Source organism: Rhizobium sp. BK313, assembly GCF_014193655.1.
Classification (GTDB): domain Bacteria; phylum Pseudomonadota; class Alphaproteobacteria; order Rhizobiales; family Rhizobiaceae; genus Rhizobium.
On record NZ_JACHZQ010000010.1, the window covers coordinates 135624 to 148398 of the forward strand.

A 12775-nucleotide genomic window follows, 5' to 3' on the forward strand; every position below is an offset into this window, starting at 1 on the left:
GGCGCGCGAATGCATGACGCGTCTTCAATCGGCCTCTGCCATTCCCTTCGAATCCCTGGAGATCCAAAGGACTACGCGTCAGACCCAGAGACGCTTCGGAAGCGGAAGACCGAGATAGAGCTCCGGACCGATCTCGAGTTCGGCGCCAAGTCGGCCGGCGGTGATGATGTCAAGCTGGCGGGCATGCTGCGTGCAGTGCCATACACCGCGCTCGACGACCTGACTGGAAGGCTGGTCGCCGTAATAAGTCTTCATCCGTTCCGGAAGAGCATTATGACCGCCGTTGGCTTTCCAAGCCTGAAGCTCGCTATGGGTTTTTTCGAGATGGGTGAGAATGTCGGCTTTGGTGACGATGGCCGGATCGACATAAGCATGCACCGGCTTGATCTCGATCAGCCCGTCTTCCATCTGACGGGTAAAGGCGCGGACGATCTGGCCGATATGAACCGCCAGCTCGCGGACGGACCGGTCGCGGACGGGAATGACCCGCTCCTGCAGATGCTTTTCATCAAATTTGTCGACGATCCGGCGCACCTTCGCGAGGATCAGATCCCAGCGTGCGAAGAGTTCGGCATTGCCGAGACGCTTGTGATCGCGAGAAACACCAAGAAGGTTTGCGACATCGTCAAGGTTTTGAGAATAAACGAATTTGCTTCCGAGGCGGACCGCCGGAATGCTGCGCAGACCTGACGCCAATATCTCGTCCATAGCAGCCTCGTCCTCAAGCACGTTGATGGATTCGAATTCGTATCCGAGCTCCTCGACATATTCCTTGGTCTTCAGGCAACTCGAACAACCCGGCTTCCAATAGACCGAAATCTCCGGCCGCTCTTTCAGTACCGCGTTTTGTGAGACCATGATGCAGCGCTCCAGCTTCCCTAAATAGATCGAAAACCGCTCGGCAGCGGACGTCGTGGAATAGGCCCGCTCCAAAAAAGTGTCAACACATTGCGGATTTTTTTCTCAATTGCCAGGCGCAATTGATTACAAAGCCCGTCCATTAGAAAAATGTGTCAACGATCCTTTCATATTTGGAAATAAACTCTATTGACTTGGTAGAGTATACATTGATGAATGCCTCGTCACTTTCTTGAGGGTCTCCTGACAATGAAAATCGCCGTTTTCGCCGCCGCGCTTTCGAGTGTGCTCGCCTTCGCCATGACCGCTCCCGTCGTCCATGCGCAGGACGTCAAGCTTCACGAGCCGATCTTCGACCAGCTCTACAAGCAGGCCAAAGCGGCGAACGAGACCGAAGTGGTCTACTACACTGCGGCGCGCACCGAAGAGGCAGAGCGGCTGAATGAACTCTGGAGCGAGAATTTCCCCGACATCCAGCTGACGATCGTCGGCAAGAAGGCTCCAGAGCTCATCACGCAGGTCGAGGCGGAAAAGGCAGCCGGCGTGGTCCATGCCGATGTCGTGACGATGACCCAGCCCTATGTCGCGGTCCAATGGAAGAGGAACGGCCGCTATCAGCCCTACAAGGTCAGCTCCTTCGACAGGCTTGGCGACTATGCCGATAAGGATGGCGCCTACTATTCGTCAGGCGTTTACCTGCTGCCGGCGGCCTATAGCAGTAGGGCGATTGCCGACAAGAACGATCTGCCGAAGAGCTTCGCCGATTTCCTCGATCCAAAGTGGAAGGGCAAGATCGTTCTTGCCGACCCGGCAACCGCCGGCAACAACCGGACCTTCTTCCTTGCCATGTTTCAGGCGGGCAAGATCGACTGGCCCTATCTGGAAAAGCTCGCCAAGCAGGATGTGCTGTTCGTGCGCGGCAACGCCGAGGTGGTTCGGGCGCTGGCATCCGGCGAACGTGCTGTGACGCCGACGATCTCTTCGTTCAACGTCATCGTCTCGAAGGAAAAGGGCCAGACCGTCGATTTCTACGGACTGAAGGACGGCACGCTGGTCACCGAACAGCCGAGTGGCATCCTTTCCGGCGCGCCCCACCCGACCGCCGCGAAGCTGCTCCTGGAAGTTCTGACGAGCGCCGAAGGGCAGGCGATCCAGGCCGATGCGGGCAAATATTGGCCGACGAATTCGGACTCCAAGTCCATCGCCGGCCTGCCCCAGCTTGCAAGCTTCAATCCGTTCAACGTCGATCTCGACGAGCTTTCGGACGACAAGGGTGCCGACGACTTCATCAAGCGTTTTGCCAAGACCTTCGGACGTGAGTGAGATGGCTTTGCCTGCAAGTGAAGCCGACACCATCCCCCGCCTGAACCTCAGCCGGCTTGTCAAACGTCTTGGAGACAAACTCGTCGTCAACGGGATCGATCTTGCCGTCGATCCCGGCGAATGCGTGGTGCTGCTTGGGCCGAGCGGCTGCGGAAAGACGACGACGTTGCGCATGGTGGCGGGATTTATCGATCCGGACGAAGGCGAGATCCATATCGAAGGAAGGCTTACGGCCGGCCGCGGCGCCTCGATCCCAACCGAGCGCCGCCAATTGGGTATGGTATTTCAAAGCTACGCCGTCTGGCCGCATAAATCGGTCTTCGACAATATCGCTTTCGGCCTGAAGGTCGCCGGCCACGATCGCGATACGGTCAAACGCAAAGTTCATCAGGTGTTGGAGCTGGTGCAACTCGGCGCGCTAGCGGGTCGCTTCCCCGGCGAACTGAGCGGCGGCCAGCAGCAGCGGGTTGCGTTGGCGCGTGCGGTCGTGATGGAACCGAACCTGCTTCTCTTCGACGAGCCGCTGTCGAATCTCGACGCCGGCCTGCGCGAGGAGCTGCGAGGCGAGTTGCAGAGGCTTCATGCCGACAAGGGAATAACCATGCTCTACGTGACGCATGATCAGCAGGAAGCACTGGCGCTTGCCGACCGCATCGCTGTCATGAATGCCGGGCGGATCGAGCAGTTCGATAGTCCGGAAGCCGTTTATCGCCGGCCACGCTCGCGTTTCGTGGCCAACTTCGTCGGGACCGCCAATCTTCTGGAAGGGCGCATCGTCGCGAAGGACGGGAACGCATCCCGGCTGGGCATCGAAATCGACGATTGCGGCACCTTCCTGGCGAAGGCAAACCGCGATTTCATATCCAGCAGCAGGATCGGCGACCGTGCCGCCATCGTCATCAGGCCGGAAGATCTCGACCTCGCACCGGAAGGAAGCGGCTTTGCCGTGACCATCAAGGAGGTTACGTTCCTGGGCGACTGCTACGAGGTAAGCCTTGAAGCGGCCGGCAAGCGGCTTCGGGCGAGAACGCGCAGGCGTCCGGCCGCGCGAGATGCGAAAGTCGTGGCAACCCCCGATCCCGAAACGATATGGGCCGTTCCATGACCCTGGTTTCGAGCCTAGAGCGCATGCCGTACAGGATCAGCCCCTTGCGAGCGATAAGGAAGATCGGCGCCTACGGCGGTGAGCCCATCAAGCTCGCCGCCATGCTTGCCATGGCCGCGCTGCTGTGCGCGCTCATCCTCTATCCGATCGGATTGCTCGTTAAATTCAGCCTGACCGGCAAGACGGGCGCATTCTCTCTCGACACGCTGTTCGAAGCCTTCCGCCAACCGGGCATGCTGAAGGCAAGTCTCAACACCGTCGGCCTGGCGCTTTCCGTCAGTCTCGGAGCCAACATCGTCGCCTTGCCGCTGGCCTGGCTGGTGGCCCGCACCGATCTCCCGCTCAAGGGGTTTGTCCGCATCGGTGTGGCGCTGGCATTCGTCATCCCCTCTTTCGTCACCGTGATCGCCTGGATCTTCCTGGCATCGCCGAATTCAGGCTATCTCAACAAGGCCGCTCGCCAGCTTTTCGGCCTCGAAGGCCCGCTACTTGACATCGTCAGCTTCGGGGGGCTGGTCTTCATCGAGATATCCCATCTTTTTCCGCTGATATTCTTCGTAGTCTCGGCAGCGCTTTCCAATATCGACCCCAGCCAGGAGCAGGCGGCAAGAGTCCTAGGCGCCGGGCGGTTGCGGGTCGCGGCCACCATCACCCTGCCTCTCGCGGCACCGGCCATCGTCTCCGGCACCATGCTGGTGATGCTCGATGCCGTCTCCTCCTTCGGGGCGCCGATGGCGATTGGCACCATGGCGAATTTCTCCGTGCTCACCACGAAGATCTACACCATGCTGTCCTTTCCACCGCGGCTGGAACTGGCCGCCGCCGCATCCTTGCCGATCGTATTGATCACGCTTCTGTGCCTGGCATTGCAGCGTTATCTAACCGGCGCCAATCGCTATCGGACGCTGTCCGGCAAGCTCGCCGCAGCTACACCGCACCGACTTGGCAGGGGCCGCATACCGGCGATTCTCTTCTGCTTTGCGATCATCTTCGTCACGGCGCTCCTTCCGCTATTGGCGCTCATCGCGCTTTCGCTGCTGAAGGCGTTTGGCCTGCCGCTGATCACGGCCAACCTGACGCTGCGAAACTTCGAAATGGTCGCTAACCCTAGCAGGGCGGTGTTTTCGACCATCTCCCACAGCTTCCTGCTCGCGAGCGTCACAGCTGTTGTGTGCATGCTACTCGGTTTCGTCTGCGCCTGGTTCGTCGAACGCTCCTCAATGTTCGGTCGGGGGGCGGTGAGCATCATCATCATGGTGACCTATGGATTCCCTGCGGTAGCCTTCGCCGTCGCGATTATGCTTGGCTATGTCGGCCTCTTCTACGGCACGTTTTTCATTCTCTGCATCGCCTATGTGGCCAAGAACCTACCGGTCGCCTTCGTTCTCTTCCGATCGGCGCTGAAACAGTTGTCTATCGAGCTGGAGGAAGTGGCGCGGGTAGTGGGCGCCGGCTGGGCCAGCACCATGCTGCATATCAGCCTGCCTCTCCTGAAGACCAGCGCGTGGTCGGCTGCGCTTCTGGTCTTTGCCGTCGCCCTGCGCGAGCTTTCCATGTCCGCTATCCTGACGCAGCCCGCGACCGAAGTGATGTCGACGAAGGTGATGGACTATATCGAAACCGGCGCAATCGAACTCGCAGCGGCAACGGCGCTGGTCATCGTCTGTCTAAGCATCGTCGCGCTGATTGCAATGCGGCTCATTGCCGGACGAAATTCTATCGAGGTCAAATGAGCGGGAATGCGAACTCGCGGGCGCTCGCTATCGTCGAGGGCGCGCGTCCAAGCCTATGGCGGCTCTTTGCCGCCTGCGCCAGGGTCAGCGTATCCAGTTTCGGCGGTAGCGTCAGCGCGATGATCCGGGTCGAATTCGTCATCTCGAAACAATGGGTGACGGAGGCGGACTTTCTCGAAGGGCTGGCGCTCGCTCAGACCTTACCCGGCGTCAACGTCGTCAATCTCAGCCTCTGGCTCGGATACAGCCTGCACGGAACCATCGGCGCGATCATCGCGGTTCTCGGTTCGGTTCTGCCCCCCGCCGTCATCATTGTCGCTGCAGGCGCCGTCATTCATCACGTCAGCGACATACCGCTCGTGACGCAGTTGCTTGCCGGCGTCGCCGCAGCCGCGCTCGGCTTTTCCCTGAATATGGGCATTCGCGCGGCGCGTCACGCGCTCACCGATATGGTTTCCATACTGATATCTGCAACGACCATTGTTGCCGTCTGCGCCCATATTCCCCTGGTGTTTATCGTCTGCGGATTGGCGCCGCTGAATATCGGCCTCGCCTATTGGAAGCTTCGCCGTGGACAAAGATGACTCCGTCTTCATCCTCCTGATAAAGCTTGCTCCGCTCTCCCTGATGACGATCGGCGGAGGGCTGAGCATCGTTGGCGACCTTCAGCGCTTGAGCGTCGAGCATGGATGGTTCACCGCCGAGGGTTTCAACGAAATATTCGCACTGTCTCGGGTCGCTCCCGGCCCCGCGACATTGATCGTGACGTTAATCGGCTGGCACGTCGCCGGCTTCATGGGCGCCATCACGGCCTCCCTGGCGATATTTCTGCCTTCGAGCATCCTCACCTACTGCGTTGCCCGCCTGTGGCACGCCCACCGGTCCGCCATATGGACGAGGGCCGTCGCAGTGGGGCTTGCTCCCATCGCCGCCGGTCTGATCATTAGTAGCACCGTGCTGCTGCTGCATGATGCGGTTGGACAATATATCGCATGGCTCGTCGCAACGCTGACCGCTGCGCTCTCCTGGAGGACACGTTCCGGTCCCCTTCCTCTCCTTGCGATTGGCGGGATAGTTTTCGTGGCACTCTATCGACCGTTCGCCTGAGGAAAGGCGATACTTCAGCTTGTGAAACCCCCTTTGCGAACCCGGTCGGCAAGGATCAAGCGCAGCCTGCGAATATGATTGTGCATCAGCAGCTCGGCGCTGTCGCCATCCCGGTAGGCGATCGCCTCGGCAATGCGGACATGGTCGGTACGGCTATGTTCGTCGCTGTGGCGGAGCCAAGGATGGTTGCTGCGCCACAGTCTCAAGAGCTGGTAGAAGCTCTCGTCGAGAACCCTTGCAATCATTTCATTGCCGCAGCGCGCCACCAGCTGCTGGTGGAAGCTTTTATGGGTCTCCAGCTCGGGCGGCCGCAAGCCCTCGGGGAACGGACCCTCCGAGGCTGCGGCCCGAAGTTCCTCGATTTCGTGATCGGTGAGATGTTCAGCGCACAGCCTCGCCGCCATGCTCTCAAGCGCCTCGCGAACCTCGTACATCTGAAGAATGTCATCAGCGGAATGCTTGATGATCCTGGCGCCGACATTCGGCGTATAGGTAATCAGGTTCCTGCCCTGCAGACGGCGGATGGCCTCCCTTAGCGGACCACGCTTGACACCGTGCCGTCGGGACAGATCCGGTTCGTTCAATTTGACGCCGGCAGGAAGCACTCCCGAAACGATCTCGGCAAGGATCGCCTCGAAAGCCCGATCGGCGTCGCGTCCGTCTCGTCCCGCCGGGAGTATTATCAATTCATCCATCAGCGTTCCCCAGGCTGTTATGCCTTGCGAGATAAGACGTTTGATCGGAGGCATCAAGCAAATTGAGCAAGAAGGATGTTCGATGAAGAAGCAATGGCTGTGATGCGCCAGCCGTCCTCGCGCACGTGCAAGATGAAGATCGTAAGCGCTTCCTTTTGCCGGTGCGATCCTGATCTTGCCCTCATCAACATCTGCCATCGATCGGATCGGACCGTCATCCAGCACAAGATCCGCGCTGCCCAGCGGGATCTCAGAGATTGAGATCCTCGTTCAGCAAATCGGCGGCCTTGACGCCGAGGATCCGCGCGAGGTCGTCGACGATATCGATGGTCGGGCTGTAGACGCAGCGCTCCAGCGCACTGACATAGGTCCTATGGACCTCGGCACGCGCCGCGAGATCTTCCTGCGACAGGTTGCGGGCTAGCCGCAGATTTCTCAGGTTCTTTGCGAAGGTCTCTCGAATGGTCATGGCACCACTTTTACGCTTTGAAGAGAATTCATCTACAGAGGATACAGTACTATTTTTATTCGATTGGGTGTGTTCCGATGCCGACGCGTCGATGGTCCGTATGCGCAATCCCACTCCGTTCCCGTCGTCTGCAAGGAATTCGACGCCCGCGTTTTCCAGTGCTTCCCTTATGCGTTCCAGCGTATTTGGTCGGAGCGCATCACCTTTTTCGAGCCTAACCACCGTATAAGTCGAGACACGAGCTGCCTCCGCCAACTCCCGAATTCCCCATCCGGCAGCAATGCGAGCCAACTTGTATTGCATTCCAGTCATATTAAAACGCCGTGTTGTTTTTTATTGCGCGAGTCGCGACTTCTCTGTAGGTTTGAGCATGCAGACGGCCGCGCCTGGCGCTACGAACACCACGCGCGGCCTAACCACAACCTAGCTAACGGGAGCTCGGATCATGGCTGATTCTGAGAGTAGCAGAACTTTGCCTGCATTTAGCAACAGGAACCTGCTTTCCAAAGTTGCGCACTTCCTAAAAAGCAACTTGGCGACATCGGTGTTGTGCGCGTCTTCAAGTGTCGTGCCGATGCGGCGTGAGGGTCCCGCCTATGCTCTCTGGTGGGAATGGTATTCGGCCCACCACGAGGTGTCGCGACTGGGGCGCATCCAGGCGCGGCTTGAAACCAAGCTGCTTTCGATGACCGATAGCCCGCGTGTGGAGTTGCTGATCGCCGGCCGGGAAAACCCTGTCGCTGTCCGGACGGAACAGGAAGTCGACCGCTGGCTCGCCGGCGAAAGCCTGGCGGCTGCTCGGGTATCCGCAAAAGCCCAACTCATCGCGCGTCGCAACGCGTGGGAGGCAGCGGATGCCGAAGTCGGGTTCAGCGCAGCGAAACGGGCCGAGGCGCAGGCGATGGCGCACGACGAGGATGTCGCTTCGCGCCTGTGGCGTTCGCAGGCAGATTCGACGATTGGTGTGATTGGAAAAATGCATGCCCTTCTGACGATCGGCCAGCCATCCCCCGATACCGATGAATTCCCTTGGCCCCAGTTGCGGTTGATTTTGGCGGACTTGATGACTATCGATGGAACCGGTGGGCGAAGGCGCTAGATCCCGGTAGCCCTCGAAAACCAAATCCTGTTTGCTTCGATCAGTTGATAAAGTCGGCCGACAACCATCTTGCCAGCGCGAAGCTTTCGCGCGGTCGGGGAGAAACCGTCTGGCGAGGGCGCCTCGATCACGCCTGCATTGCCGAATTCGCCAGCCGGTTGCCACTCAAAGGTAGAGGATTTACCCGATCCATTCGGACCCGCGATATTCATGTAATATGGATCGGGCATTCGATCTAGCGCTTCTCCGCGCTGATCTGAATGCGAGGCCGATACGACGATACCGCTCCCGCGGAATTCTTTGGACCGTTATTGGCGCAGTATTGCCATTTGGCAAAATATAGCTATATTTCAGTCAAACGGCGAGATGAAGACTATGATGCTTGAACCTGTTATCGCGACGCCGGCCACTTCAGCGGTTTCGGAAATAACGGACGCGGAAGCCGGAGCTCTCGCGCGCACCATTCCCAATCTCCTCAAGGCCTGGCAAGTCACCGATGTAGAAGCGTGTACGCTTCTCGGAGGCATGTCGGCACGGACCTGGGCCCGCTGGAAGGAAGGGCAATCCGGACGGATCGATCGTGACCTCAGAATGCGGATGGCGCATCTCATCGGCATTCATAAAGGGATACGCTACCTCTTCAAAGATCCAACACGCGGTTATGCTTGGATTCGTAAACCCAACGAAGCGTTCGCTGGTCAGTCGGCGTTGGACATCATGCTCGCCGGCGAATTGTCCGATCTTGCCCGAATGCGGGAATGGCTCGATGCGGAGCGCGGCGCGTGGTGAGCGGACTTGCGGTCAGTACCCGCATTGCCTGGCCGAAAACCTATCGCATCATTCGATCAATCTACCCGCCTATCGATCTCTTCGAAGATATCGCAGATCCTCGTGACTGGGAGGCACTTGCGGCGGTCGAAGCCAAAACGAATCCCCGCATTCGATACGAGATCGGCGACATCGGAAAGGTGCCCGCCAGCCGGAGGGTCGGCGGTCCCGGGGCGAGCTTGGTCATGGCGCCATTCGTGCATTGTTCGATGGATCGGCCGGGCCGTTTCACCGACGGAAATTACGGTATCTACTATGCGGGAGACACCGAAGAGGTGGCGTTGGCGGAAACGATCCACCATCACGAACACTTCATGAGGGCGACGAAGGAAAACGAGGGTTGGACATCCGACTTTCGTGTTCTGATCGGCAGCATCGATCGCGTCCTCCACGACGTTTCAAGCGTGCCCGATGTTCTGCACCCGACCGACTATGGCCCTTCGCAGCGGGAAGGACGAGGGCTGCGCGATGGCGGCAGCGATGGCCTGACCTGGAACAGCGTGCGGATGGACGGCGGAAAATGCATCGGCGTCTTCTGGCCGAATGTCGTCACGATCCCAGTCCAAGGGCGGCACTATGGTTATCATTGGAACGGAAAGCGGGTCGACTTCGTCAAACGCCATGACGATGGCATCGTCCTTTCGGTTTCGCCATAGACGGGTGCGGCGCCCGTGCGCGAAGAAGTGACTATTTTCCACCGCGTTCTCCTCCGCAAAAGATCGCGCAGATCGCTCGACTACGGGCCGTTTCAGTAAGTCATCGAAGGGCCTCCCAGACGAAAACGTCGCGACGCTCCGGGCAGGATTCCCCTCTCACATTTCGTCGAATGCCCAGATCGGCAACGCTGAGGACATCCCTCTGGGAGCGCGATCCAATCCGCTCTTTGATGATGGCGTTTTGGCCCGTTTCCGGATCTTCCACGATCAACCCGCAAGGGGTCCGCTGGCAAGCTGCGGCCGCTTTGGCGTGGCGTCGCGGTGATCGCGCCCGTTCCCGGGCCTTTTGAGGAGCCATCGAGCGGGATTTGGCCCGCTCCCAGATGGAGCCGCACATGTCGCATGATCTTTCCCTCGCACAAGCCTACGCGTTCCAGCTTTCCCGGGATCTGATGGTCCCCGTCGCCGTCTTCGAAGTCGACGGCGAATACGGCGCTCTTCCCTCCGACGAGATCGACGCAGACGACGATCTGGCGATCGTCCACGAATTCCTTCCATGGCCGTCTCAATGAGCCGGCCCTTGCCGTTCCTGCTGCCGCTTGCGAGCGAGCGCCCGCAAGGGAGGCTTCGCCGCGGTGTCGAACCTTCCAGCATCCGACAATTGGCAGCCGCGCCCTTGCATGCACTGCTCTTCGCGGCGGTTTCGGGCGGTCGCGCAAGTTGCGCGGAGAGAAAGGCAAGAGAGGACCGATCTTTGATCGGAGAGGACCATGACAAGAGAAGAGATCGAAGATTTGCGGAAGAAGGTGAGCTGCGCCAGGGTCTTGGAGACAGTCGGCTTTGCGATAGACCAGAAAGAAAGCACGCGACGAGTGCTGAAATTTCGCAGGGGCCCGGAAATCATCATCGTAACGCATGAGGGGAACGGCTGGTTCGACCCGCTCGGTGAGGACAAGGGAGATGTGTTCTCGCTTGTCGCACGTCTTGATGGAGGCAGCTTCGGAGACGCGATTTCGCGCATAGCCGAACTGGCAAGCTTTCCTCTTTCCGGCCCAAGGTTAGCCTTATCGACCCGCGCGAGGCGGCTGTACCGGGCGCCGGTCGCGCAGCGCTTCAAAATTCGGCGACATCCGCAACCCGGTTCCCCAACATGGCGCTATCTCTCCGAAGCTCGGCGTCTCTCCGCGACGGTGTTGCGCCAGGCCGCCCAAGAGGATGTCCTGCGCGAAGGTCCCCATGGCAGCATGTGGGCGGCGCACACAGATGAGGCAGCTGTCCTCTGCGGCTGGGAGGAGCGTGGCCCCGGCTGGCGGGGTTTTGCCGCCGGTGGGACAAAGGTGTTGTTTCGCTTCGGTCAACGCGACGGGCTTCGCCTTTGCGTGACGGAATCCGCGATCGACGCGATGAGCCTTGCTGCGATCGAAGGCGTGCGGGAAGGAACGCTCTACCTGAGCACCGGTGGCGGATGGTCCCCCAACACTGATGCGGCACTGCGGACCTTGGCGCGACGATCCGACGCGCAGCTCATCGCGGCAACGGACGCTAACCCTCAAGGCGAGGCCTATGCATATCGGCTGCGGGAACTCGCAGAGGAAGCTGGCTGCAACTGGTTGCGATTGCGTCCGCCGGCGGACGACTGGAACGAAGTGTTGAAACAGCGGGAAGATCAAACAAGGGGGAGAGGGACGGAGAAGAGAGGGGTGCCGCATTCGCGCCGGTCCCGTCAAGGGAAGCTTCGCCCGGCTGCCCCGGCCCTTGACCCGGCCGGACGCGATGGCGGCGGTCCGGACGGTGGCATGAAGGACTGAAGAGGAAAGCAAGGTCGAGAGGACGGCGCTGCGCTTCGGTCCAGGTCCACCGAAGGAGCCGCAGATGAACACCTCTCCCGCAATCCGCAAGGTTTTCCAGGGCGTTGCCACACGCCAGCAAATGTTCCGCATGTTTGACCGCCACGCCCAGCGTCCGAACCGTTGGGAGGACGACGCAACTCCCCTCTACTCGGGTGAATGGTTCGAGGTCGCCAAAGCCGAGTATGATTATATGTTCGAAATCCTTCCCCCGCTTTGGATCCGCGGCCCGATGTTCGCCATGCGCGAGTTCCTGACGGGTTCGGTGACGAGCGTGTTCTTCGCGTTGCGCATCGATGGGGATATCCGCCATTTCCACGGCTACTGCGACCTCTCAGACCGCGCGTCCGTCGAGCGTATGCACGTGACGATCATTGAACGCGAAAGTCGCCCGGTGAAAGTCATGTCACGCGAAGAGCGAATGGAGCACATCTGGAGCAGCACCGCGGACGAGCGTCGTGGCTATGCCGGTGATCGATGGCCGGAACGCTACCGTGGCCGGCGAACCGTCGTGCTCCATAGTGGCAAGGAAGGGACGTTTTTGAAGCTCCTCGACGAGCTGACGGACGACGAGATCGCCACCGAGCTGCCGGTGCATCTGCGCCACCTCCCCTCGCCCGTGGCAGCATGAGAGGAGACCCCTCATGCTTCCCTTTCCGATTGTATGCGTCAGGGCGGTCGTTGCCCGCGGGCGCGCTGATGGCGATTTCCGGGATGCGTACTGTGGCCGCAGGGCTGGTTTTCGGCTCGTCGGCGATCAGGGCGTCTACCTCATGCCCAAAGGCAAGCTCGCCGAACGCCATGAGCCCCCGCGTTCTAGGGAATGTGATCCCCGGATTGGTGAGGACTGGTTCGAAATCAAACGTCGGACCTTCGGCGGGGACGAATGGTGTCGAGTTTATCGATGCCGAAGACCTGTCGGCCATGATGGCAGCAAGCCAAGAAGCGACGCATCTGAGGATCGCGTTCACCGCCGACGTCTGCAGCTCTTTGTAGTCGCGCGCGATTAGCGCCCGACACCCTCACCCAGCCGGCGGCGCCGGCTCCATCCCTAT

At 59.8% G+C, this 12775-nt stretch carries 15 protein-coding genes; 12 read left to right on the forward strand and 3 right to left on the reverse strand.

The genetic code is table 11. The annotated features are described in order from the left end of the window. Window positions 1–78 precede the first annotated feature (78 nt). The gene (locus FHT86_RS34485; RefSeq protein ID WP_133704258.1) at window positions 79–858 is read right to left on the reverse strand and encodes a glutaredoxin domain-containing protein; all 780 of its coding nucleotides are present in this window, start codon (window positions 856–858) and stop codon (window positions 79–81) included. Between the two features lie 249 nt (window positions 859–1107). On the opposite strand from FHT86_RS34485, the gene FHT86_RS34490 reads away from it, so the two are divergent. Genes FHT86_RS34490 through FHT86_RS34510 form a run of 5 tightly spaced genes read left to right on the forward strand, consistent with a single transcriptional unit; the run spans window position 1108 to window position 6126 of the window. Beyond that, window positions 1108–2181, forward strand: coding sequence for an ABC transporter substrate-binding protein (locus FHT86_RS34490; RefSeq protein WP_166656662.1), 1074 nt, complete (start codon window positions 1108–1110; stop codon window positions 2179–2181). 1 nt (window position 2182) lies between these two features. Further along, a complete protein-coding gene (locus tag FHT86_RS34495; RefSeq protein ID WP_133704256.1) occupies window positions 2183–3286 on the forward strand; it encodes an ABC transporter ATP-binding protein in 1104 nt (367 codons plus the stop codon). A gap of 44 nt (window positions 3287–3330) precedes the next feature. Then, complete coding sequence (locus FHT86_RS34500; RefSeq protein ID WP_166656661.1) at window positions 3331–5019, forward strand: iron ABC transporter permease; 1689 nt, start codon at window positions 3331–3333, stop codon at window positions 5017–5019. Beyond that, window positions 5016–5603 carry a chromate transporter gene (locus tag FHT86_RS34505; RefSeq protein WP_133704254.1) on the forward strand — a complete coding sequence of 196 codons (588 nt, stop codon included), beginning with the start codon at window positions 5016–5018 and terminating at the stop codon, window positions 5601–5603. Before FHT86_RS34500 ends, FHT86_RS34505 begins: the two co-directional genes overlap by 4 nt. Further along, window positions 5590–6126: a chromate transporter gene (locus FHT86_RS34510; protein WP_133704253.1), complete on the forward strand. Its 537-nt coding sequence runs from the start codon at window positions 5590–5592 to the stop codon at window positions 6124–6126. The genes FHT86_RS34505 and FHT86_RS34510 overlap by 14 nt, the downstream gene beginning before the upstream one ends. Window positions 6127–6140: 14 nt before the next feature. On the opposite strand, the gene FHT86_RS34515 is transcribed toward FHT86_RS34510, so the two are convergent. Then, a complete protein-coding gene (locus tag FHT86_RS34515) occupies window positions 6141–6821 on the reverse strand; it encodes a GntR family transcriptional regulator (RefSeq protein WP_166656660.1) in 681 nt (226 codons plus the stop codon). Window positions 6822–7071: 250 nt separating this feature from the next. Then, entirely contained in the window at window positions 7072–7290 is a 219-nt protein-coding gene (locus FHT86_RS34520) for a helix-turn-helix domain-containing protein (protein ID WP_133704373.1), read from the reverse strand. Between the two features lie 574 nt (window positions 7291–7864). Between FHT86_RS34520 and FHT86_RS34525 the strand changes: the two genes are divergently transcribed. The 7 genes from FHT86_RS34525 to FHT86_RS38720 all read left to right on the forward strand — a co-directional run bounded on the left by FHT86_RS34525 (window position 7865) and on the right by FHT86_RS38720 (window position 12730). Continuing rightward, window positions 7865–8389, forward strand: a complete 525-nt coding sequence (locus FHT86_RS34525; protein ID WP_133704251.1) for a hypothetical protein — start codon at window positions 7865–7867, stop codon at window positions 8387–8389. Window positions 8390–8764: 375 nt separating this feature from the next. Further along, entirely contained in the window at window positions 8765–9178 is a 414-nt protein-coding gene (locus FHT86_RS34530; RefSeq protein WP_133704250.1) for an MbcA/ParS/Xre antitoxin family protein, read from the forward strand. Further along, on the forward strand, window positions 9172–9873 hold the full coding sequence (locus FHT86_RS34535) for an RES family NAD+ phosphorylase (protein WP_133704249.1): 702 nt from the start codon (window positions 9172–9174) through the stop codon (window positions 9871–9873). Before FHT86_RS34530 ends, FHT86_RS34535 begins: the two co-directional genes overlap by 7 nt. 395 nt (window positions 9874–10268) lie before the next feature. Next, complete coding sequence (locus FHT86_RS34540; RefSeq protein ID WP_166656658.1) at window positions 10269–10445, forward strand: hypothetical protein; 177 nt, start codon at window positions 10269–10271, stop codon at window positions 10443–10445. Window positions 10446–10643: 198 nt separating this feature from the next. Beyond that, complete coding sequence (locus FHT86_RS34545) at window positions 10644–11681, forward strand: DUF3991 and toprim domain-containing protein (protein WP_133704248.1); 1038 nt, start codon at window positions 10644–10646, stop codon at window positions 11679–11681. A gap of 64 nt (window positions 11682–11745) precedes the next feature. Next, entirely contained in the window at window positions 11746–12351 is a 606-nt protein-coding gene (locus tag FHT86_RS34550; protein ID WP_133704247.1) for a DUF1419 domain-containing protein, read from the forward strand. A gap of 142 nt (window positions 12352–12493) precedes the next feature. Beyond that, window positions 12494–12730 carry a DUF3085 domain-containing protein gene (locus tag FHT86_RS38720; RefSeq protein ID WP_312862650.1) on the forward strand — a complete coding sequence of 79 codons (237 nt, stop codon included), beginning with the start codon at window positions 12494–12496 and terminating at the stop codon, window positions 12728–12730. Window positions 12731–12775 lie beyond the last annotated feature (45 nt).

Bases quoted from the DNA above. Each gene is read 5' to 3' on its own strand.
- FHT86_RS34485 (WP_133704258.1), bottom strand. From the start codon at position 858: ATGGTCTCACAAAACGCGGTACTGAAAGAGCGGCCGGAGATTTCGGTC.
- FHT86_RS34490 (WP_166656662.1), top strand. From the start codon at position 1,108: ATGAAAATCGCCGTTTTCGCCGCCGCGCTTTCGAGTGTGCTCGCCTTC.
- FHT86_RS34495 (WP_133704256.1), top strand. From the start codon at position 2,183: ATGGCTTTGCCTGCAAGTGAAGCCGACACCATCCCCCGCCTGAACCTC.
- FHT86_RS34505 (WP_133704254.1), top strand. From the start codon at position 5,016: ATGAGCGGGAATGCGAACTCGCGGGCGCTCGCTATCGTCGAGGGCGCG.
- FHT86_RS34515 (WP_166656660.1), bottom strand. From the start codon at position 6,821: ATGGATGAATTGATAATACTCCCGGCGGGACGAGACGGACGCGACGCC.
- FHT86_RS34520 (WP_133704373.1), bottom strand. From the start codon at position 7,290: ATGACCATTCGAGAGACCTTCGCAAAGAACCTGAGAAATCTGCGGCTA.
- FHT86_RS34525 (WP_133704251.1), top strand. From the start codon at position 7,865: ATGCGGCGTGAGGGTCCCGCCTATGCTCTCTGGTGGGAATGGTATTCG.
- FHT86_RS34530 (WP_133704250.1), top strand. From the start codon at position 8,765: ATGATGCTTGAACCTGTTATCGCGACGCCGGCCACTTCAGCGGTTTCG.
- FHT86_RS34540 (WP_166656658.1), top strand. From the start codon at position 10,269: ATGTCGCATGATCTTTCCCTCGCACAAGCCTACGCGTTCCAGCTTTCC.
- FHT86_RS34545 (WP_133704248.1), top strand. From the start codon at position 10,644: ATGACAAGAGAAGAGATCGAAGATTTGCGGAAGAAGGTGAGCTGCGCC.
- FHT86_RS34550 (WP_133704247.1), top strand. From the start codon at position 11,746: ATGAACACCTCTCCCGCAATCCGCAAGGTTTTCCAGGGCGTTGCCACA.
- FHT86_RS38720 (WP_312862650.1), top strand. From the start codon at position 12,494: ATGCCCAAAGGCAAGCTCGCCGAACGCCATGAGCCCCCGCGTTCTAGG.